We start from the raw sequence: 18,809 nt of genomic DNA, 5'->3' as shown, positions 1-18,809 counted from the left end.
TCGACCCGAGCTACGGCTATGCGGCGTGTTGTGAGCCAGTACGCAAAGTGCGCGACGCACCTCACGTAACGGTTGACGGTGCAAGCCGCGTAGCCGGCCTCAACGAGATATTCGCAGTAGCGCTCCGCGAAAGGAGAAAGGACGCTGCGCCATAACCACGCCTGAGGCTGCGGTCGTAGAGGAACCAAGCCGATCATGATGTTTCTCCTGAATGGGTTACAACCCAAACAGGAAAGCACTTTTTATGTGTAGTTTGCTGCTACCCAACGATCCATGCAAGGCGCGTCGCACTGACGCCCGTGACGAGCCGTACCATGCAAACTCCGCATAGTTTCTGGCTGCGCATTATTCCGACAATGCAATTATGTGCATTGGCGGAAGAATTTCCTCTTCGCCGGCTCCGACAGTGGCGGAGAACGGGCCGCGGCGATGTACGGCTTGATCGGGAGCTGCAAGATCAATGACATCAATCCGCACGCCTATCTGGAATATGTCCTGACCCATATCGCCGATCACAAGATCAATCGTATCGACGAGTTGCTTCCCTGGAACGTTATCGACAGGTTGCCCATACGACGGCCTCCGCTGACGAACAACGTCTGAGCCCAGGGGGCTTCCAGGAGCGATCCTTTGCCCTTCAGAGGAACAACCCCATCATGCCTCATGCGCGCGCAACACCGCGAACGGCCCACGTGAGGCGCTTACGATACCACCGCGATTTACGCCTAATGTGCAGTTTTTAAATACGTGGAGTCGTCACAGCGATGCTGCTGTGCTCCTGCGGTTGCAGAACTGGTTGTGAACATAATATTCCGGGGGGCGTAGCCTTAGATCTCCACCACGTGTGTGGAACCGGAGGTCACCATGCTTACTCAGCTCTTTCCTAAAGTTCACGCACAGTACACGGGCTCACCAGTTGCTCCGTTGCTGGAAAGTTTCGGTGATTGGTTGGCGACTGAGGGCTACGTCAAGAGCACGATCCGTGTTTTCTTGTTTCACTCGCGACGAGCGCTGGAGCAGGCAGGCTCGTGCAGCTCCACCCAGCGATTCGTGGCCAGCGACGTCGACGCGTTCTTCGAGCCCTGGACTGATGATCGAACATCTCGTTCTGTCAAGCGCGTCTTCCAGCGTTTTCTGAGAGCGCACGACCAACTGACTGTCGAACCGGACAGCATGAATTTCTCCCCTGTGCTCCGCGAGTACGCGACTTATTTGCGCGAGACACGCGGCCTCGCAAAAAAGACCATCGAGAATCACCTGCTATCGATAAACGCATTTCTTTCTTTCGCATCGCCTCAGGATAATGCACTCGATACCCTCACACCTCATGCAATTGAAGCGTTCCTGATTTCCTTGTCCAAACACGCCAAACGACAATCTATAGACTTGACGGTCTCACATCTAAGAGACGGTTTCATAAAGGCCCTGAGGGGCTGTTAGTCAATATGACTCCCCGTCGGGCAGAGAGGCTGGCCTGCCGCGAAGGAATCAAACGCGGGTTAGCATGACTGCCAGAGCCGCACGGTGTGGACAGGGCCACACGCAGCGATTTCCAGCACGGAGGCCGGCGGGTAGCAGCAACGCATTGCTGCGTCGCCGCCCCCTAAGAACGCAGCGTGCGACTTTCACCGCACTGCGCTCAAGCACAGCGTTAAGTGTCGTTCCGACACCGACCATGCTGACTACACATGGACTTCGCATACGTCTCATCGTTGATTCACCGTAATTGCCAAGGCGAGAGGCGCCGAACCATAGCGATACCGGTTTCTTCCAGGCTTCCTCTCGTCGAATCTCAGACGATGGCATACGACAGCCGCACCATGCGGAAGTGGGCACCCTTTCAGGTCAGGGCAAATCTTGAACCCTTATGCAGCCCATTACAGGCCGCCGTTCGCTTTTTCCGCAATCCCATGCCCGCTCCCCCAACAGCTTTCCTTGCGGATTGCCTGCCTTCATACCGGTTCACTGGAGTGAAGGCGAGAAATCGGGTTTACCACGTTCCCATCCTTGCCGACCCACACCGGTGGGCCTATCCGGTTAGCACCTGCCTGTTCCCCGATGGCACTTCGACGACGTACTTCCACATGCTAAGGAAGTAACCGGCCATTTACCTTTTGGTTCAAGCCTATCAGCAGCTTTGGCTTGTTCGTGTTTCCGAGGATTCGAGCGGCAATTCACTTACGTTGTGCGTTCGGAACTTGCCTAGCCTTCACACCGCATTTCTGCTTGCAGTATCAGCCCCCTCGTCACCGAGATGAGCCGTCATTCGAAAAGTACATTGTCCCAAGAGCTTCACACCCGACAGTTACCCATCGCGCATGTCCTGGTAGGCAACTGCTGGTCGTACAGCAGGTCACAGCCTCTGCCACAAATAGCAATGACGGCGGAGTGTGACAAGACAGGGAAGAGCTTTGCCATCCAATACCTCAACCGGTTTACGTCCGGCAGACGGCGACACGTGTCGCAAAGCATGGAACACGATAGCATCTTGTACGTCGGTTTGGACGTCCATAAGGATTCGATCACGGCTGCCTATGCACCGGGTACGGACGAGGTCCAACTGCTGGGCAAGATCGGTACGACGCAGACCGATATCGATCGCCTATGCAAACGCCTGCAGTCGAAAGCGCGGCACATCCACATCGTCTATGAGGCAGGCCCCTGCGGCTATGGCCTTTACCGGCAGCTCGTGCAGAAGGAATTCGACTGCATGGTGTGCGCGCCGTCGTTGATCCCCAAGAAGCCCGGTGAGCGCGTCAAGACCGATCGACGCGACGCGGTGAAGCTCGTGCGCTCGCTCCGCGCCGGCGACCTGTCGGCGGTCTACGTGCCCACCGTGGACGATGAAGCGTTCCGCGATCTCTCACGTGCGTGGGTGACCGCCAAGGACGATCTGAAGCGTGCACGACAACGGCTGAAGGCCTTCCTGCTCTCGCATGGGGTGCGCTATACGGGCCGAGCCGACTGGGGTCCGGCGCACCGGCGCTGGCTGAGCGCGTTTTCGTTTCCCAGTGCCTGGCAGCAATTCGCGTTCGATGAGCTGCGGCGCACCATCGAGGACCGACTCGCGCAATGCGACCGGCTCGAAGCTGCGCTGCGCGAGGCCGTCGTCAACTGGCGCTTCTATCCGGCCGTCCTCGCCCTGCAGACGATGCGCGGCGTGAAGTTCACCACGGCAGTAGGCATGCTCGCCGAGCTGGGGGATCTGTCACGCTTCGCGCACCCATCCGAGCTGATGGCCTGGCTCGGCGTCACGCCGTCCGAACACTCGTCGGGCGACAAGCGCCGTCAGGGCAGCATCACCAAGCACGGCAACAGCTATGCCAGAAAGCTGCTGGTCGAAGCCGCCTGGAGCTACCAGTACCCGGCCCGCGTGAGTCCCGAGATCCAGCGCCGGCACGAAGGCATCCCCAAACCCATCGTGGATCGCGCCTGGGACGCCCAGGTCCGCTTGTGCCGGCGCTATCGGAAGCTTGTCGCGCGCGGCAAGCAGAAGAACATCGCGGTGGTTGCGGTCGCACGCGAACTCGCCGGGTTCATCTGGGACATCAGCCGGCTCGCGATGTCGCTCGCCGTACCACGCGAGGTGCCGACGACGGCGTGACGCGATACCTGACTAACCCTCACCGACCCCTGACCACTGCAGGACGAGTTTCCTGAAGGCGGCGTAGCCCGGCACACGAGTAACCCGCGACAAAGTTAGGCAACGGATTGCATCCAGACTTGCGGCGTTAGATAGCGGCAGGCTCATTGGACGGACCACTGTAATGCGGTACCCAACCCGCGGATATCTCAGCGTGATCCACCGTCTACATTTACTGCTACGTCGCCCTCAGGAAATTCCAACAACATGTCTTTAGAGGAAAATGAAAAACCGATCTTCCATTGACACGGGGAGTCATATCAACTTTCGCGGCGAGCTGTTAACCTCAGGCATCGGAACAACCGAGGCCGAGGAGATGGGCAAGCCGATCATTGACGACGAATTGTGGACACTGATCAAGCCGTTACTACCGCCACCCAAGCCTCGACGCAAGAAGAACCCGGGCCGTCTGCCGGTATCGGATCGCGCCGCGCTGACCGGAATCTTGTTCGTGCTCAAGACCGGACTGCGCTGGCGCGACTTGCCCGCCGAGATGGGTTGCGGCTCGGGCGTGACATGTTGGCGACGGCTTCGCGACTGGCAAGCTGCTGGCGTGTGGGACCGGTTGCACGTGTTGCTGCTCGCGAAGCTGCGTGCGGCAGACCAGATCGATTTCTCGCGAGCCGCTGTCGACTCTTCATCGATTCGTGCTGTTGGGGCGGGCCAAAAACTGGGCCAAACCCCACTGATCGCGCACGACCCGGTTCCAAGCACCATATCGTCACCGACGCCAACGGCACGCCGCTCGCCGCGATCCTGACTGGCGCCAACGTCCACGACGTCACGCAATTGCTGCCGCTGATCGACGCGATTCCGCCGATTCGCGGATTGCGTGGCCACCCACTGCAGAGACCGCGCGTTGTCTACGCCGATCGCGGTTACGACTCCGAGCGACATCGAAGAGCATTGCGCAATCGCGGTATCGAGCCAGTGATTGCCAGGCGCCGTACCGAACACGGCAGCGGCCTTGGCAAACATCGCTGGGTCGTTGAACGCACGCATGCCTGGTTGCATCACTTCCGTCGACTCCGTATTCGCTTCGAGCGTCGTGCCGACATTCACGGCGCGTTCCTCAAACTCGGTTGCTGCCTGATTTGCTGGAACACTCTTCAGCGCACCGAACAGCCTTTATGAAACAGTCTCTTAAAGGGACTTTGCTAGAAGCCCATTGGCCCTATTGAAGGGGGCAGGTCAGGAATGGCTCGAATATGCCGGTCAGTGACATCCGCCGAATCCGCAATGCGGGCAGCGTTCGGGGCGATAGGACTGTGGCGTGGAGACGACGGCGCGATGATGTTGTTCGAGAGTGAGAAAGGCGTGTACGATTCGATACATAGGCCGGACTGTTGTTGATTCGTGTGTGGCTTGGAAACCGTCTCACGATATCACGGCAGTACCGGCCTTCTTTACGTTCTCCATGTCCCGCGCTGTTCGCGGTGAAGTTCAAAAATTCGTTCCCGACGTTCGCGGGAAAAACACTCCTCGCTGATCCTCAAATAGCCCGGTCCGTAACACGGGCAAGCCCCAGCAGAATGCCTATGTCGAGCGTTTCAATCGGACCGTGCGGTACGAATGGCTGTCGCAGTACCACTGGGAGGATCTGGACCATGTGCAGCGTTTCGCGACTGACTGGATGTGGACTTACAATCACGACCGCCCAAACATGGCCTTGGGCGGATTGACGCCAAAGCAGCGGCTGGCCATGGCCGCATAGTTTCTACTCCTGAACTCCGTTAAAAACGGGGGGATTACCAAATGAGCAACATCAGGTACCAGCACAGTCGCTTGTCTTCTGAGTGCGCAATAGTTGCGACAAATGCCGCCACTTGTGCGACAATACTTCTATCTGATCGCTCCGGGAGGTTCCCATGTCCGAACGCATCAACGCCCGCCTGTCGCAACCCTTGGCTGAATTCGTGGACCGAATGGTCGGCGAGGCGGGTCTTTACGAAACGCCCAGCGAATACGTGCGCGACCTGATCCGCCGCGACATGGAACGGCGCGACGGCCAGTTCGTGCAGGAAGCCATCCTCTCTGGATACCGCGATTTGGCAGCGGGCCGCGTCTTTGCGTCCAGCGGTGACTTCAAGGCCGACATGGCGGTGCTCGACCGCAAGGAAGCCGATGGCTGGCAATGACGCGCCATCACCCGCCACGTTTCTGCTGACCCGGAATGCGGCGCTGGATTTGCGTCGCATCTACACGCGGTCGCGCCGTGAGTGGGGTGATGACGTTGCCGACCGCTACATCGCCGATCTGTACGCTGCCATGGGCGTTGCCGCCGCCACCCCGGAGAAGGGCCGCTTGCGGCAGTACTGTTCGGCTCCGTTCCTGATGATTCCGGCGCGGCAACACTTCGTGATCTACGACCTCATGCCGCAAGGTATCGCGGTGCTGACGGTTCAACATCAGGTGCGCGACATCGAATCCCTGATCGCAGAACTGACCCCGGCCTTGCACGCCGAAGTCGAGCGGCTGAAGCGCAAAGCCTGATTGCACCCGCTTACGCCCGCCCGGGCTCCCGCCGAACGCGAGACAAACGCCCCCTGCCAACACTCAAATAACCCGAGCCGTAACAATCCGAACGTTACTGAGCGACGAGGTATGGGCACGAATCGAATCCGTCTTGCCGGGCAAGGAAGGCGACCCAGGACGAACGGCGGCCGACAATCGCTGGTTTGTCGAAGCGGTTCTCTGGATTGGCCGGACCGGCTGCCCGTGGCGCGATTTGCCGAAGGCGTTGGGACGATGGCATACCGTGTACGTGCGTTTCTCCAGGTGGCGTCGCACGGGGGTGTGGGAACGCGTGATCCACGCCGTGGCCGACGAAACCGAGATCAAGCATGTGTTGATCGATTCGACCATCGTGCGCGCGCACCAGCATTCGTCCGGAGCCCCCAAAAAAACGGTCTGCAAGCGCTCGGTCGCTCGCGAGGTGGGCAGACGATCAAGTTGCACCTGGCCGTCGATGACGCCGGACGTCCCCTGCGGTTGATTGCCACCGAGGGGCAAGTTTCCGATATTTCGTTCGCGAATGAACTGGTTGAGCATTTGCGCACCGGGGCGGTCATCGCTGACAAAGGCTACGACTCGAACGCCTTTGTGGAGAGCATCCGCGCTACGCGTGCGAAGGCCGTAATCCCGCCGCGTTCGAACCGCAAGACCAAGCGTCGCTATAGCCGCGTGCTGTATCGGACCCGGAACATCGTGGAACGCTTTTTCAGTAGTATCAAACATTTTCGTCGTGTCGCCACTCGCTACGACAAGCTCGCAGGCAACTATCTCGCCTTCGCTTCGCTTGCCTGTGCCTTTGGACCGCTCGTGAGAATGTGAACAGGACCTAGCCAAGGAGGAAACTTTCGATCCCGGCGCGTCCCAAGCGCTGGTGCTTTGCGCTCTCTACTTCTCCGTCGAGATTGGCATTGAATTGTTCAACTTCTTGACACGGTAGTCGAGTTGCGCGCGTGTCAATCCGAGAAGACGTGCGGCTTCTGATATGTTCCCGTTCGCGGCTTTGAGTGCCGCGCGTACGAGCGCATCTTCGACCTCGCAAAGTGTCGCTTTGTTCATCTGTACAGCAAGCGCTGCCCAATCCTCGAGCCCCTCCGGGGCTTCTCCGCTCTTGCGGATCGCCTCGGGGGGAGCGCTCGTCGATATGGAATCGAGGACAAGCGACCCAAGGTCGCTTAAACCAAAAGCACCCTTACATTCCACGGTGTCATCGCTACTAAACAAGTGGCATACATCGAGCGTACCGCCTTCCTCGGCGAGGATAACGCCACGTTCGAGCACATTCTCCATCTCGCGGATATTCCCGGGCCACGAGTAATCCAGCAATAGATGAAGCGCACGATTGGATAAGCCCTTGAGGGGCCGACCATGCCTTCGTGAAAATTTCTTTATGAAAAATTCCAGCAAAACCGGGATATCATCCTTTCTTTCACGCAAAGGTGGAATAAAAATTGGAAATACATTCAGCCGGTAGAAAAGATCCTCACGAAAACGCCCGCTTTTTATCGCCTGTTTGAGGTTGTCATTAGTCGCAGTAATTACCCGAACATTGACCTTAACCGTCTTTGAACTCCCGAGTCGCTCCATCTCCCCCGTTTGCAAAACTCTCAATAGCTTCGCTTGAGCGGTTAGACTGAGAGTACCAATCTCATCCAAAAAAATGGTCCCTTCGTTTGCGCTTTCGAAACGCCCAACGCGGGCATCGGATGCGCCGGTGAATGCCCCTCGCTCCGCACCAAAAAGCTCCGATTCAATCAGCGAATCGGGAATAGCTGCACAATTTAATTCAACGAATGGTTTCCCTACACGCGAACTTCTGTTGTGCAGTTCCCGAGCAAACAGGCTTTTGCCCACGCCGCTCTCGCCCATCAGTAAAACGGTCGCACTAGTGGGAGCCACTCTGAATATTTTGTGCATCACTGCGTTGAATCCAGCAGACGCGCCTATTGGTCCTTCTTTGACAGGCACTTCGTCAGGCTTGCAAGGCACACACTCATGATCTGTAGAGTCAGTCGGGGCTGGCCCTGAACTTTTCAACGCGACAAAGCGACGTTTCTCCAGAGATTGTGGCAGCATATACCGAAGGTCCGCATCGGGGGCGTCCCACTCCTCCACGGGCTTTCCAATGATTCGGCATAATGTATTGCCCATCGCGCGGCATTCGACTTCCCGGTATAGAATACGCCGGCCCATGAAAGCGCTCGTGTAGCCGCACGCGTAGCCAATCTGCATCCAGCAGGCTGGTTCGGAGCCGATGCCGTACACGGATATGTGAGCCTCATCCTCGGACGAGTCTTTCCACAGAAATTCCCCGTAATACTGACCGGTGGTGCTGTCGATATCCACTCTGACAGGTTCTACCAGGACGATGCCTTCCAGGGCGTGAAGTTGAGGACCTACCGCGAAGGCATCAAATGCGCTGTCTTGCCCGCGAACCTTTCGTGCGAGCGCGGCATCCCGAGAACCCGATAGATATCCCATGCGGGTCAGCAATCCGCGCGCAGCATCGATACCTAAAGCTTCGATGAGTTCCTGTCGCAGTGAAGCAAACGCGTCCGTATGGATCAAGACCATTCGACGATCGTCGAGCCAGATGCGACCGTCCGCAGGATTGAAACGAAGCCGTTCCGCCAGATCCCGAATGTCCGGGAAATGCAGATCAGCCACTACATCCGGCACGAAAAGCGGTATTCCTCTGTCTATTTCTCCCGCTTTCCCTTTCTCCTCCTTCATGTCCCCTCCTCAAGAGATCGCCAGTCAGGGCTCTTTCTTAAAAGTTCATCGTCTCGCACGCTCTCACCGGGTGCGTAAACCTGCCTGGAACGAAAACCTAATTGGGGGACCGTTCGTTGCCACATGCCGTTGGCGTCACTTGAACGCTCCCCAAAGACCTCCGCGCGGAGGCTTAAAGCGCCTCTTCCGAGAAGAAGTCACCGACCAACCGGTTAAATCGCTCTCCATGCTCAATCTGCGTCCAATGGCCACAGCGGCCGAACACGTGCAGCTGCGCCCGTGGAATCAGTCTGAGCAGTGTATAGGAATTGGACAGCGGGATGACCTGGTCTTCGCGCCCATGGATGATGAGTGTCTCGTGCGGAAGCGAGCCGATGTCCTCCTCCCGGCTCGCCATAGCGTCCACCCAACGCTGGCGCGGTGCCGGAAACATACTTGAAAACGCTTCCTGAAAGTTCGGCCGGATGCTTGCCTCATAACGCAGGCGAGCGAGGCCGTCATTCACGAGATTGCGGTCGAACGCAAAAACATCGAGCAACTCTCGCATGTTGTCGATTGACGGAACGTAGCCCCAAACCTTGTCCAACCCCTCCGTTATCGGGAAGGAGATACCCACGCTGCCCATGAGGACCAATCGGCGCACTCTTTCGGGCGCCCGGATGGCCAGCGCCAAGGCCAGCGCCCCTCCGAAAGAGTTGCCCACCACGTGAGCCTTGTCAATGCCAAGCGCATCCAGCAACCCGAGCGCATGCCCGACCCAGGTATCCATGTCATACTGGATACCCTCCGGCCGCTCGGTATATCCAAAGCCCACCATGTCCGGTGCGATGACGCGAAACTGCTTCGCGAGTTCAGGGATTGTGAGGCGCCAGTTCGCCCATGCGGTTACTCCAGGGCCCGATCCATGAATCAAAAGAACAGGCACTCCCTGACCACGATCGTGATAATTGGTTTTTATACCATATGCGGTGACCGTATTCGCAATTTCTAAAGAATCCGACATTTGCAACTCCATATATCCAGTATCTGGCAACGAGAAACAACTTAATTTTCCTTAACAACTTCGTATGATTTTTCTTGGTTGAACCATCGTCGATCTTTCTCAATGCTTCGGCGCAAAGCATGCTTGGGCGGCTTCCATTGGCATCAACCCTGCATTGAAGTAGCCATGCAAACGCTTGACGACTTCTTTGTCGGGTACATAGGGCCACCGGATAAAACCTAGTTCGACGGCCGCCTCAAACCAGGCGTTCGTCCACGCCTGCAGGAGCTTTGCATCCCGGAGCGTCAGTATATTTGACTCGTCAAGCATAGTTTGTCGACCTCTGATGACTCGGAGCAATCATCTGCTCAATGCGGCTTACGCAAGACCGCGCCCTTTGGGGGAAGTACCACTTCCTGAACGGCTAGCGGATTTTCGCGTAGATCTCATTGCACGAGCGTCCACTTCCGTTTCCCTTCTACGAGCGTCAAATTCAGGACACTAAAAACGTCTTTGGTAATTCATGACTTCAATGTCCGGCTTCGTGAACACAAAAATTGCTGTTCCCGACTCACGCGACCTCTTGTGGGCTTAAATTTCGCCGATGAACGTGGTACGTCAATAATCACAATGTTTGCCTTAACGGTGTCTGACAGTCCTGACCTACAGGGTCAACCCCACCCGCGCCCGCCTCTGCATCAAAACCGTTTTTGCCAGGCCACCGCCGCGTTGATCTGCGAGTGGGTCACCTTTATCGGCACGGAGGTGTTGGGCTGACTCGTGTTCGTCAAGGTCTTCTGCAATGCGAATGATATGCCAAGGTCGATCTTGCTGTTTTGGCTGAACGCATAAGAGACGCCGCCGGTCAGGGTCGTGGTCGGGATGGCGGGAATGACGGCCAACAGCATATTGTTGGGTATGGCTTCCTGCGCATAATGGAAGCCCGCACGGAACGCGAGGCTCGCGTTGTAGCGGTACTCCGCCCCCACGCCAAACACGTTGATGTCACGGTAGTTCTGCGGCAGCGACAGGTTCAGGTTCGCCCCCGTGCCCGACTGTACGAAGCTCACGTTGATGTCCTTGAACACGCTCGCGAGAAACACGCGCTGATAGTCGGCCGAAACGCTCCAGTGATCGTTGAACCGGTGGCTAATACCTGCCGTGAACTGCGCGGGCATTTCGAAGCTGTGGACCGTGATCTGACCGTCGAGCGGGATGTTTCCGGCAACGGAACTCACTGCCGACAACGTTGCATGGCCGCCCAGATCGCCAACGTGCGTCTTGAAGTTGTAGGCCAGGCCAAACACGGTGTCCGGCGTGAGGCGATACGTGAGGCCCAGCTTGCCGCCGATCCCCCAGGCATCGGCGCCTCCGCCCACGATTCCGTTATGCGCGAAGTTGATATACCCGCCCGACAGGCCTGGCACGCTGGCGAGCGCGGGCAGCAGCGTGCCCGACGCGCGGTGCTGGGCCGCGAGCGTACCGATCTGCGAGGCATCCAGCAGCATGCCGAGATTCAGCGAGGTCCAGACTGCGTCGAGCGAGCCGCCGACCGTCAGCTTGTCCGTGACGTCGTAAGACATGGCAAACGGAATGCGCAACACCAGGAGACGCGAAAAATTGTCGAAGCCGGTGTTGATGCCGTTGGTGGTCGTGCGCGACAGAAAGCTGCTGCCGCCGTACTGCGTGCCGAGTCCCCCTCCCGCGAAGGCACCCACGCCGAATGCATACTTCCCGGCCCGATACACGAATGCGGCTTCGGGCGCGAAGTAGGGGCCGTTGTTGTTGCCGTGATTGCCAGAAGAAACTGATTCAGGCTCGTCGGCGGAATCTGTGGGTGGTTTGATGCGATTCATGAGGGACAGAGGAAGCGATAGAGTTTCTTGCAGGTAGCGTCAAAGGCGTTCTGCTCGTGCTCGGAGAGGTGCCTCGAAAGCGGGCCACCGAACTCGTGGATCTCATTGAGAAGCAGTGTGCGGGCATCCATGGCGGCTAAGTCCGGATCGACGTGACGGACTTCGATGAGATGGCCACCAAGCATCCAAAGGTGATCGCGGTGGCGGTGCAACGTTTTGCGGGCATAGCCGTGGGTCAGCAGGTGTTGCAGGAAAGGTGTGAAGACCTTCACGAGCGCCTGTCCGAATGGGATGTCCTCGTCCTCGAAGCGCCATGAGGCAGGCCAGTTCTGCAAGTCCGGGACGTAGCGCTCCAGTGCGTGCGGATCTGAGGTAACAATAGCGTCTTTACTGATTCCCGCGCGCTTGCTAACCATGTTGCTGACCCGCCTGCTCAATGCCTGCCATCATTTTCCCGGCTTCGTCTATGAAAGTGCCCGACTGTGCGAGCAGTCCAAAACCATCGAGATCGACGTGCGGCCACGCAAGGGTTCGAAGCCGATCTGTTCGTGTTGCAACCGGCCTGGCAGCGGCTATGACACGCTCGCATCGCGTAGTTTCGAATTTATTCCGATCTGGGGCTTCGCGGTGATTTTGCTGTACGCCATGCGCCGCGTCGACTGCCGTGAGTGCGGCGTGAAGGTCGAGACGGTGCCGTGGGCCATCGGCAAGCACACGCTGACCAAGGCCTACATGCTGTTTCTCGCGCAGTGGGCACGCAAGCTCTCCTGGAAAGAGACAGCGCAAAGCTTTCGCACCAGTTGGGAGAAGGTTGCCCAGGCGGTGGAGTGGGTGGTCGACTGGGGGCTGGCCCATCGCGAACTCGGCACCATCCGCGCTTTGGGCGTCGATGAAATCCAGTATGGCCGAGGGCACAATTATCTCACGCTGGTCTATCAGATCGAGGCCAGCTGCGTGCGCCTGCTTTGGGTTGGCCAGGAGCGCACGAAGGAAAGCTTCGCAAAGTTCTTCGTCATGATCGGCAAACGGTTGTGCGAGCAGGTCGAGTTCGTCTGCTCGGACATGTGGCGGCCCTACATCGAGATGATCGCACTACATTGCCCCAACGCGCTGAACATCCTCGACCGCTTCCACATCGTTGCCAAAATGAACAAGGCGATCGACGAGGTTCGCGCCGAGGAAGCTCGCCGCATGACCCGCGACGGCTATGAGCCAGTCCTCAAGAAGTCCCGCTGGTGTTTGCTCAAGCGGCCAGAGAACCTTACTGACAATCAGCGACTGCGCCTGCGCGATCTGCTGCACTACAACCTGCGCAGTGTCCGCGCCTATCTTCTCAAGGAGGAGTTCCAGCAGATCTGGGATTACATCTCGCCTGTCTGGGCAGGCAAGTTCCTCGATCAGTGGTGCACCCGGGTCATGCGCTCACGCATCGAACCAATGAAGAAGTTCGCACGCACCGTGCGCGCCCATCGAGAACTGATTCTCAACTACTTTCATGCGCGCAAGCAGTTCTCCAGCGGAATCGTCGAGGGTTTGAACAACAAGGCCAAAGTCACCATGAGAAAAGCGTACGGCTTCCGGACGTTTCGAACGACGGAAATCGCGCTATATCATGCACTTGGCAATTTGCCCGAGCCGCCGACAACCCACACTTTTTACTGACGAACCCTGATTCACCGGTGGCGGCGTTTCGTATGTTGATATCGGTGTTGATGACATCCAGCCCGAAATCTAGATAGGCCCCCTGCTCCATCAAGCCCAGCGTCGCCGGGTTCTCCATCATGGCCGCCGCGCCAATGTCGTACGCCACGCCTGTGCCCCCCATGGCGCGGGACACGGGGCCATAGCCCTCCAGATTGAACACGTCAGTAGCCTTCGCAGTGCCCATCGCAAATAACGCGACCGAAAAACCCACGATCACCCGCACAGCGACACAACTCTGATTGATCTTCAATTTCGTCTCCTTACCAGATTTTTTCTAATAATGGTATGAGCGTTCGCGCGCTCACCCTCGCTTTACGTCGAAGCAGGTTTATGGCCGGATCAGTACCTTCATTGCGCTGTCCGATTTCTGATGAAAGACCGAGAATGCCTTGTCCACATCAGCAAGTTCGAACGCGTGTGAAAAGTACTCTTGCGGATTGATCACACCACGCTCCATCAGCCGCAATGCCTCCCACATGTAAGGCTGGGCGTTAGCGAAGCCATTCATGTGCAAGCTGATATTGCGCAGAAACACATCGGCCAAATTCAGATTGAAAGTTGAGTCGCAGAAAACGCCGATCGCGGCAACCGTTCCGCCGGGGCGAACCAGATCGAGGCACATCTGTAGGGTTTCGGGATAACCGACCACCTCGATCACTTTGTCAAAGCCACGTCCGCCGGTTTCTGCCAGTGCTTTTTCTTTCCAGTCTTCCTGGTTCGCATCAATCGCCACGCCCCCCTTTTTGCGCACCACGTCAAGACGATGGGCAACCTTATCGAGTACAACCACGCGCCCCGGCCCTCTGTGCAGCGCGATATCGAGAGTCATCATTCCCGTCGGCCCGCAGCCCACCAGTGCAACATTCTCCCCGACCTGGATATCGGCCAGGCGGTTGGCGATGATTGCCGACGGCAGGTTGCAGGAAAGCGTAACCGCCGCTTCATCGGGAATTCCCTTCGGCACATTCATCGCGTGACCATCCGCGTGAGGGACGATCAGGGCCTCCGCATGAGTTCCATTGATGCTGCCGAAAGGTATGCCGAATCCATAGACTGCGTTTTTGGTAGTCTCACAATGTGCGGTCTGCCCAACCTCGCACATGTAGCAGTGGCCGCATGAGACTGAGTACCCCATACTGACGCGATCCCCCTGCTTGAAGCGCCCGACGCTCTTACCGACCTCCACGACTTCGCCGATCAACTCATGACCTGTTTGGGACTTGCCTTTTTCCATGATTCCATCAAGCGCGCCCCGGTAAAGGTGCAAATCGGAGCCACATATCGATGTGGCCGTTACTTTGACTAGCATTTCGTGGTCGGCGCGAATGACGGGGTCTGGAATATCCGTACAGCGAATATCCTGCGGACCGTAATAGACTGCGGCTTTCATTTTGTAGTCCTTATAGATTAGTTAGCATAAGTTGTGCTTTCACCTTCCCGTATCCTGATGTCTCAACCCCTCTTCATACTTAAAGGAAAATCTTGAACCCCAACTCCGAAAAAGTTGGGGCAACAAGAACCGGTCTTCGTTAGATCAGGCCCTCGGCTCTGAGCGCGGCCTGCACGGTCGGGCGAGAAGAAATTCGATTCGTATAGCTCTGCAAAGTCGGCCAGCGTCCGATATCTACGCCGACCCACTTTCCCCAAGACAGCACGGTGAACAGATAAGCATCAGCAACCGTGAAGTTATCTCCCATCAGATAGGCCTGACCATCGAGCTTTTTTTCAACATAAGCCAGACGCGCCGCGATCAAATCATTTACGATGGCTTTCCATTCTTCCGGCGTTTTAGGATTGAAAAGCGGCGCAAAAGCCTTGTGAAGCTCGGTCGAAATAAAGTTTAGCCATTCCACCAAACGATAGCGCTCCATCGTCCCGGCTTCAGGCGCCAGCCGCGCTTCGGGAGCCCGATCGGCCAAGTACTGTACGATCGCCGGACCTTCCGTGAGCACCTGCCCATCGTCGAGAGCCAGCAGCGGCACATAACCATTGGGGTTGACGCTGCGAAAGTCAGAACCGCTCTCGGTCTTTTTGCTTTGCAGATCGACTTTTTCGAGCTCGAATGTCAAGCCCATTTCACGCAATACGATGTGCGGTGAAAGCGAACAAGCGCCAGGACTGTAGTACAGTTTCATCGATTACTCTCCTCTGATTAATAGACTTGCATCGACATTAATCGCAAGTCGTGTGGACACTTCATTAAAAGAAACGATCGAAATGAAGCTGTTCGAAAGGAACACAGTAGCCGATCATCAACATCTCCTGAAGAGCCTGAGTCATAGGTGGAGGACCGGCGAAATAAAACTCAAAATTTGACAGCGTATCCCCGAACACACGCCGAACCACGTCATGAACAAATCCCGTTTCACCGCTCCACTGAGATCCGGAGGCCTCACCCGGCAAAGACACGACCGGGTAAAAATGAATGCGTTCGTCGTAGCCACGTAACATGCGCAGGAATGATTCTCCGCAAATGTCTGACGGCGTTCTCCCACCATAGAAAAAATGGAGATGGCGTGTTTTTAGCATGCCGGACTGCGACGCGCCACGTGCAATGGACACCATCGGTGCAAGACCCGACCCGCCCGCTACGCAAACAATGTCGCGTGGGGCCTCCGTTCTCAAGAAAGCAAGGCCGTAAGGTCCATCGATCTCCAGTTGATCGCCCGCACGAAGGTGATGGAACAACTGCTCTGTCGCTTTACCTTGCGGCACGCGCCGGATCTGGAAATGCCACTCGCCTCGATCATTGCCGGTGTTAGACATGGAGTAGGCCCGCGGCGCGGTCACACCAGGGACCGAAAGCATCGCATACTGTCCCGCCAAGAAGGTGGCCGGGCCATCCGTCACAAAGCGAAATTCGCGAATGTCGTGGGTGACTTCATGCGATTCTACAAACTTGGCCAGCAGTCGCTTCGGCCTCACTTGAGATTGATGGTCCGCCTCGACGCGCACCTTTATCTGTATATTCCCCTTGGCTCTGCATTGGCACGCTAACAGACGACCTTTACGCCGATCGCGTTCGGTCAGCCCTGGCGCGTCTGGCCAAAGATTCTCGACCTCTCCGTCCAGCAGATCAAACTTGCAGCTGCCACACCCGCCCGAGTTGCACTCATAGGGAAATCCTATTCCGGCGCGCAAAGCTGCCCGCAGGACAGTGTCTTCCCCCGCCTGGACAAAGGCAGTTTTCTCACCCTCTATGAGTATTTGATGTTCAGACATACATGAAATCCCTGTGATTACGCTGTCAAGATCACCAAGAGCGCGTGATCCAGGCGCTCTTGATGGTCCCCTGAGACAGCATCGGCTGGAAGTCTTTCCTTACAGACCCAGGGATCGACGAAACTCTCGAGTCGCCGACTTGGCCGACTCCGAGGCGTCTGGTACATCGGCAAGCGTGCTGCAATAGGCATCGATAGCCGCATCGCCGAGCGATTCCCACTTGGCAATCCAATTCTTGATAACTTCGGCGTTACCTGGCTTTTCGAGCGCCATCTTGACCAACGCCGTGGCCCAACGCCTGTGACGTGCCGCGTCGATGAGTTGGGCGTCCGTCAACAGGCCTAGCAAAGTATCTCCGTTATGGCGTCCGGACTCGCCCAGCTTGCGCAGCACCGATTCCTCCACCGCCGGCTTGGCGACCAGGTTGAGCGCCACAAACGCTTCGGCCCAGTCCCATGTTACGAGAACCTTTTCCATAAGCTCACGGAAGCCTTGCCAGGCGACGTCGTCTTCCCAATATTTACGCTCGTCGCTACCAAAGCCCTTGTCCTGGAATGCTAGCGACAACTCTTTCGTACGATAGGCCGTATGGCTCAACCAGCGGAAAGAATCGGCCATCTGAAAATAGTTGCAGTTGGTGATAGTGCTCGCTGGAGCCATCTGGCCGACGTAAGCGGAGGCCATTTGCAGCGTGTGGAACAGGTAGCGGGCCGGGGTATATAGCCGGGCCAGCTTACCAGCCCAGCGGGGATCCAGCGACTTATCATGTTCACGGGAATTGAACTGGTCGAACAACCCGAAGACATACGTCTCCTGGCCGTCCTGCATCAGGTTGTACGTGCGATAGATGACTTCGTCCGGATCGCGGAACGCGTTCCAATCGTCGTGCTTGAGCGGACTATTGAGGGTGTGCTGCTTGAACCAGCGGCTCATCCACATATCCGGATCGAGCTCGTAGGGAGCATTCGGATCCCTCTTGTTGTAGTGCAAATTGGTGGAAACGATCTCGTATTCGCTCGGTTTGCGGCGCCGCGTCGCGAGATGACTCCAGGTCTTGAGCGGCTTGAGAACTTGAACTTCAGACATGCTTGTCTCCTCGAATCTTTACTTGGTGGGGCGGATGTTGTCCGGTACCGCTACTCAGACTTGCTTCTCAAAGTAGAAGCGGACCTGATCGGGCATAGTTTCAATACGCCCGGCAAACGAACTCAATTCAACCTCGAGGTCAGGCATTTTGAACGGTCGGCCCAGCGCCCGCTCGATCGTTTCGCGGCGCAGGATTAACTCCCCGTCGGTGTCGATGCGCAAATAGGCGCGCTTGTCGTCCACGCGAATTTCCTTGCCAGGGTTGTCCTCTCGCGCTGCCTCAACTACTGCCTCAGCGAGCTCCCCAGCACGCATGACCGGACCCACCCTGTTGTTAAGGTGGGCCGATGCAATATCGTTTTTAGTCACAGCTTTCTCCTTGCTTTCGAATTGGCGGACCGAATGCTGCTCACGTATGTGCGAACAGCGGCTTCACACCCTCGGTTTCCACAAATACCGCATCGCCTTCGATCTTGATTGGGTACTCGGCCAGCGCACAGTCCGACGGGTTGATACCTTTTCCAGAGCAGGCATCGAACTGCCAAAGATGCGCCCTGCAGATCACCGTCTTGCCGTCGAATTTGCCTTCAATGAGCGGAATGTCCTGGTGTGGGCAAATACCTTGGAACGCCTTCAGGTCGCCGCCCTGCGGCCAAACCATCAGAATTTCCTGCCCATCGACCTCGAACGACTCCATTTCGCCCTCCCAAAGATCGTCCAGAGAGCACACTTTCTTAAATGTCATGAACTTCCTTTCTATTGATGAAGGGGCCCCAGCACATCAACTGCCGAATGCCTGGTTATTGCTGGGCGGGTTCCCAGATGACCTCAACACACTCGGTCGGCTTGAGGCCCGAATCAGCCACTTTCATCGTTCGGGGCAAACATTCCTTGCTACCTTGCCGGCGCACCCGCAGGATATGCCCGGGACGCGCTTTCACACGCCGTCCAACGGAGTGATGCGCAGCAGCGGTCGCCACTTCGTCCATGGTGTTCTCGGTATCGACCGCCACCAGTTGAAGCACGAAGTCGCCTTCGAAATTGGAGCTCAAGGGAAACAAAGCCATTTTGG

Annotated in this window: 19 protein-coding genes and 3 pseudogenes; 9 read left to right on the top strand and 13 right to left on the bottom strand. The window is 57.0% G+C overall.

Features of this window, described 5'->3' with window-relative positions:
- Window positions 1-375 precede the first annotated feature (375 nt).
- The 8 genes and pseudogenes from CJU94_RS38250 to CJU94_RS38215 all read left to right on the top strand — a co-directional run.
- Window positions 376-603, top strand: a pseudogene (locus CJU94_RS38250) (transposase domain-containing protein); the annotation flags it as partial.
- 261 nt (window positions 604-864) lie between these two features.
- Complete coding sequence (locus CJU94_RS38245) at window positions 865-1,440, top strand: site-specific integrase (protein WP_095423713.1); 576 nt, start codon at window positions 865-867, stop codon at window positions 1,438-1,440.
- A 1,030-nt stretch (window positions 1,441-2,470) separates the two neighbouring features.
- Window positions 2,471-3,604, top strand: a complete 1,134-nt coding sequence (locus tag CJU94_RS38240; protein WP_095423712.1) for an IS110 family RNA-guided transposase — start codon at window positions 2,471-2,473, stop codon at window positions 3,602-3,604.
- Between the two features lie 355 nt (window positions 3,605-3,959).
- Window positions 3,960-4,777, top strand: a protein-coding gene (locus CJU94_RS38235) for an IS5 family transposase (protein WP_095423477.1) whose coding sequence is annotated in 2 segments (ribosomal slippage) — window positions 3,960-4,308 and window positions 4,308-4,777 — 819 coding nt in all. Because the reading frame shifts where the segments join, the coding sequence is not laid out codon by codon here.
- 382 nt (window positions 4,778-5,159) lie between these two features.
- A pseudogene (locus CJU94_RS38230) lies at window positions 5,160-5,357 on the top strand (integrase core domain-containing protein); the annotation flags it as partial.
- A gap of 154 nt (window positions 5,358-5,511) precedes the next feature.
- Window positions 5,512-5,781 (top strand): ribbon-helix-helix domain-containing protein, encoded by a 270-nt coding sequence (locus CJU94_RS38225; protein ID WP_095423711.1) that lies wholly within the window; start codon window positions 5,512-5,514, stop codon window positions 5,779-5,781.
- Complete coding sequence (locus CJU94_RS38220) at window positions 5,768-6,136, top strand: type II toxin-antitoxin system RelE/ParE family toxin (RefSeq protein WP_095423710.1); 369 nt, start codon at window positions 5,768-5,770, stop codon at window positions 6,134-6,136. The genes CJU94_RS38225 and CJU94_RS38220 overlap by 14 nt, the downstream gene beginning before the upstream one ends.
- An 85-nt stretch (window positions 6,137-6,221) precedes the next feature.
- Window positions 6,222-6,976, top strand: a protein-coding gene (locus CJU94_RS38215) for an IS5 family transposase (RefSeq protein ID WP_095423709.1) whose coding sequence is annotated in 2 segments (ribosomal slippage) — window positions 6,222-6,540 and window positions 6,540-6,976 — 756 coding nt in all. Because the reading frame shifts where the segments join, the coding sequence is not laid out codon by codon here.
- 66 nt (window positions 6,977-7,042) lie between these two features.
- On the opposite strand, the gene CJU94_RS38210 is transcribed toward CJU94_RS38215, so the two are convergent.
- The 5 genes from CJU94_RS38210 to CJU94_RS38190 all read right to left on the bottom strand — a co-directional run bounded on the left by CJU94_RS38210 (window position 7,043) and on the right by CJU94_RS38190 (window position 12,141).
- Complete coding sequence (locus tag CJU94_RS38210) at window positions 7,043-8,887, bottom strand: sigma-54-dependent Fis family transcriptional regulator (RefSeq protein WP_025647997.1); 1,845 nt, start codon at window positions 8,885-8,887, stop codon at window positions 7,043-7,045.
- Window positions 8,888-9,059: 172 nt separating this feature from the next.
- The gene (locus CJU94_RS38205) at window positions 9,060-9,890 is read right to left on the bottom strand and encodes an alpha/beta fold hydrolase (RefSeq protein WP_025647959.1); all 831 of its coding nucleotides are present in this window, start codon (window positions 9,888-9,890) and stop codon (window positions 9,060-9,062) included.
- A gap of 99 nt (window positions 9,891-9,989) precedes the next feature.
- Window positions 9,990-10,199, bottom strand: a complete 210-nt coding sequence (locus CJU94_RS38200; protein WP_025647960.1) for a hypothetical protein — start codon at window positions 10,197-10,199, stop codon at window positions 9,990-9,992.
- A gap of 368 nt (window positions 10,200-10,567) precedes the next feature.
- Window positions 10,568-11,725, bottom strand: coding sequence for an OmpP1/FadL family transporter (locus CJU94_RS38195; RefSeq protein WP_244221174.1), 1,158 nt, complete (start codon window positions 11,723-11,725; stop codon window positions 10,568-10,570).
- Window positions 11,722-12,141 carry a hypothetical protein gene (locus CJU94_RS38190; RefSeq protein WP_095417045.1) on the bottom strand — a complete coding sequence of 140 codons (420 nt, stop codon included), beginning with the start codon at window positions 12,139-12,141 and terminating at the stop codon, window positions 11,722-11,724. The genes CJU94_RS38195 and CJU94_RS38190 overlap by 4 nt, the downstream gene beginning before the upstream one ends.
- On the opposite strand from CJU94_RS38190, the gene CJU94_RS38185 reads away from it, so the two are divergent.
- The gene (locus tag CJU94_RS38185; RefSeq protein ID WP_095417046.1) at window positions 12,140-13,387 is read left to right on the top strand and encodes an ISL3 family transposase; all 1,248 of its coding nucleotides are present in this window, start codon (window positions 12,140-12,142) and stop codon (window positions 13,385-13,387) included. The genes CJU94_RS38190 and CJU94_RS38185 overlap by 2 nt on opposite strands.
- A 7-nt stretch (window positions 13,388-13,394) precedes the next feature.
- Here the strand turns inward: CJU94_RS38185 and CJU94_RS38180 are convergent.
- The 8 genes and pseudogenes from CJU94_RS38180 to CJU94_RS38145 all read right to left on the bottom strand — a co-directional run.
- Window positions 13,395-13,613 (bottom strand): annotated as a pseudogene (locus tag CJU94_RS38180) (aromatic hydrocarbon degradation protein); the annotation flags it as partial.
- Window positions 13,614-13,757: 144 nt separating this feature from the next.
- Window positions 13,758-14,819: an alcohol dehydrogenase gene (locus CJU94_RS38175; RefSeq protein WP_023594111.1), complete on the bottom strand. Its 1,062-nt coding sequence runs from the start codon at window positions 14,817-14,819 to the stop codon at window positions 13,758-13,760.
- 139 nt (window positions 14,820-14,958) lie between these two features.
- Window positions 14,959-15,564, bottom strand: a complete 606-nt coding sequence (gene gstA, locus CJU94_RS38170) for a glutathione transferase GstA (RefSeq protein WP_023872375.1) — start codon at window positions 15,562-15,564, stop codon at window positions 14,959-14,961.
- 64 nt (window positions 15,565-15,628) lie between these two features.
- Window positions 15,629-16,651 carry a 2Fe-2S iron-sulfur cluster-binding protein gene (locus tag CJU94_RS38165; protein WP_035480076.1) on the bottom strand — a complete coding sequence of 341 codons (1,023 nt, stop codon included), beginning with the start codon at window positions 16,649-16,651 and terminating at the stop codon, window positions 15,629-15,631.
- Between the two features lie 99 nt (window positions 16,652-16,750).
- Window positions 16,751-17,737 (bottom strand): aromatic/alkene monooxygenase hydroxylase subunit beta, encoded by a 987-nt coding sequence (locus CJU94_RS38160; protein ID WP_035480075.1) that lies wholly within the window; start codon window positions 17,735-17,737, stop codon window positions 16,751-16,753.
- A 54-nt stretch (window positions 17,738-17,791) separates the two neighbouring features.
- Window positions 17,792-18,106, bottom strand: a complete 315-nt coding sequence (locus CJU94_RS38155; RefSeq protein ID WP_035480072.1) for an MmoB/DmpM family protein — start codon at window positions 18,104-18,106, stop codon at window positions 17,792-17,794.
- A gap of 40 nt (window positions 18,107-18,146) precedes the next feature.
- Entirely contained in the window at window positions 18,147-18,482 is a 336-nt protein-coding gene (locus CJU94_RS38150) for a monooxygenase system ferredoxin subunit (RefSeq protein ID WP_011516080.1), read from the bottom strand.
- A gap of 55 nt (window positions 18,483-18,537) precedes the next feature.
- A complete protein-coding gene (locus tag CJU94_RS38145; protein ID WP_021159329.1) occupies window positions 18,538-18,804 on the bottom strand; it encodes a toluene-4-monooxygenase system B family protein in 267 nt (88 codons plus the stop codon).
- Between the last annotated feature and the right edge of the window lie 5 nt (window positions 18,805-18,809).

Origin of the sequence: Paraburkholderia aromaticivorans (genome assembly GCF_002278075.1) — a bacterium.
GTDB lineage: Bacteria > Pseudomonadota > Gammaproteobacteria > Burkholderiales > Burkholderiaceae > Paraburkholderia > Paraburkholderia aromaticivorans.
The sequence above is the reverse complement of the archived record's forward strand: the minus strand, read 5'-3'. Positions and strand labels throughout refer to the sequence as shown.

Excerpts from the sequence above, each read along its gene's own strand:
- CJU94_RS38245 (WP_095423713.1), top strand. The coding sequence starts at position 865 with ATGCTTACTCAGCTCTTTCCTAAAGTTCACGCACAGTACACGGGCTCA.
- CJU94_RS38240 (WP_095423712.1), top strand. The coding sequence starts at position 2,471 with ATGGAACACGATAGCATCTTGTACGTCGGTTTGGACGTCCATAAGGAT.
- CJU94_RS38225 (WP_095423711.1), top strand. The coding sequence starts at position 5,512 with ATGTCCGAACGCATCAACGCCCGCCTGTCGCAACCCTTGGCTGAATTC.
- CJU94_RS38220 (WP_095423710.1), top strand. The coding sequence starts at position 5,768 with ATGGCTGGCAATGACGCGCCATCACCCGCCACGTTTCTGCTGACCCGG.
- CJU94_RS38210 (WP_025647997.1), bottom strand. The coding sequence starts at position 8,887 with ATGAAGGAGGAGAAAGGGAAAGCGGGAGAAATAGACAGAGGAATACCG.
- CJU94_RS38205 (WP_025647959.1), bottom strand. The coding sequence starts at position 9,890 with ATGTCGGATTCTTTAGAAATTGCGAATACGGTCACCGCATATGGTATA.
- CJU94_RS38200 (WP_025647960.1), bottom strand. The coding sequence starts at position 10,199 with ATGCTTGACGAGTCAAATATACTGACGCTCCGGGATGCAAAGCTCCTG.
- CJU94_RS38195 (WP_244221174.1), bottom strand. The coding sequence starts at position 11,725 with ATGAATCGCATCAAACCACCCACAGATTCCGCCGACGAGCCTGAATCA.
- CJU94_RS38185 (WP_095417046.1), top strand. The coding sequence starts at position 12,140 with ATGTTGCTGACCCGCCTGCTCAATGCCTGCCATCATTTTCCCGGCTTC.
- CJU94_RS38190 (WP_095417045.1), bottom strand. The coding sequence starts at position 12,141 with ATGGTTAGCAAGCGCGCGGGAATCAGTAAAGACGCTATTGTTACCTCA.
- CJU94_RS38175 (WP_023594111.1), bottom strand. The coding sequence starts at position 14,819 with ATGAAAGCCGCAGTCTATTACGGTCCGCAGGATATTCGCTGTACGGAT.
- gstA (WP_023872375.1), bottom strand. The coding sequence starts at position 15,564 with ATGAAACTGTACTACAGTCCTGGCGCTTGTTCGCTTTCACCGCACATC.
- CJU94_RS38165 (WP_035480076.1), bottom strand. The coding sequence starts at position 16,651 with ATGTCTGAACATCAAATACTCATAGAGGGTGAGAAAACTGCCTTTGTC.
- CJU94_RS38160 (WP_035480075.1), bottom strand. The coding sequence starts at position 17,737 with ATGTCTGAAGTTCAAGTTCTCAAGCCGCTCAAGACCTGGAGTCATCTC.
- CJU94_RS38150 (WP_011516080.1), bottom strand. The coding sequence starts at position 18,482 with ATGACATTTAAGAAAGTGTGCTCTCTGGACGATCTTTGGGAGGGCGAA.
- CJU94_RS38145 (WP_021159329.1), bottom strand. The coding sequence starts at position 18,804 with ATGGCTTTGTTTCCCTTGAGCTCCAATTTCGAAGGCGACTTCGTGCTT.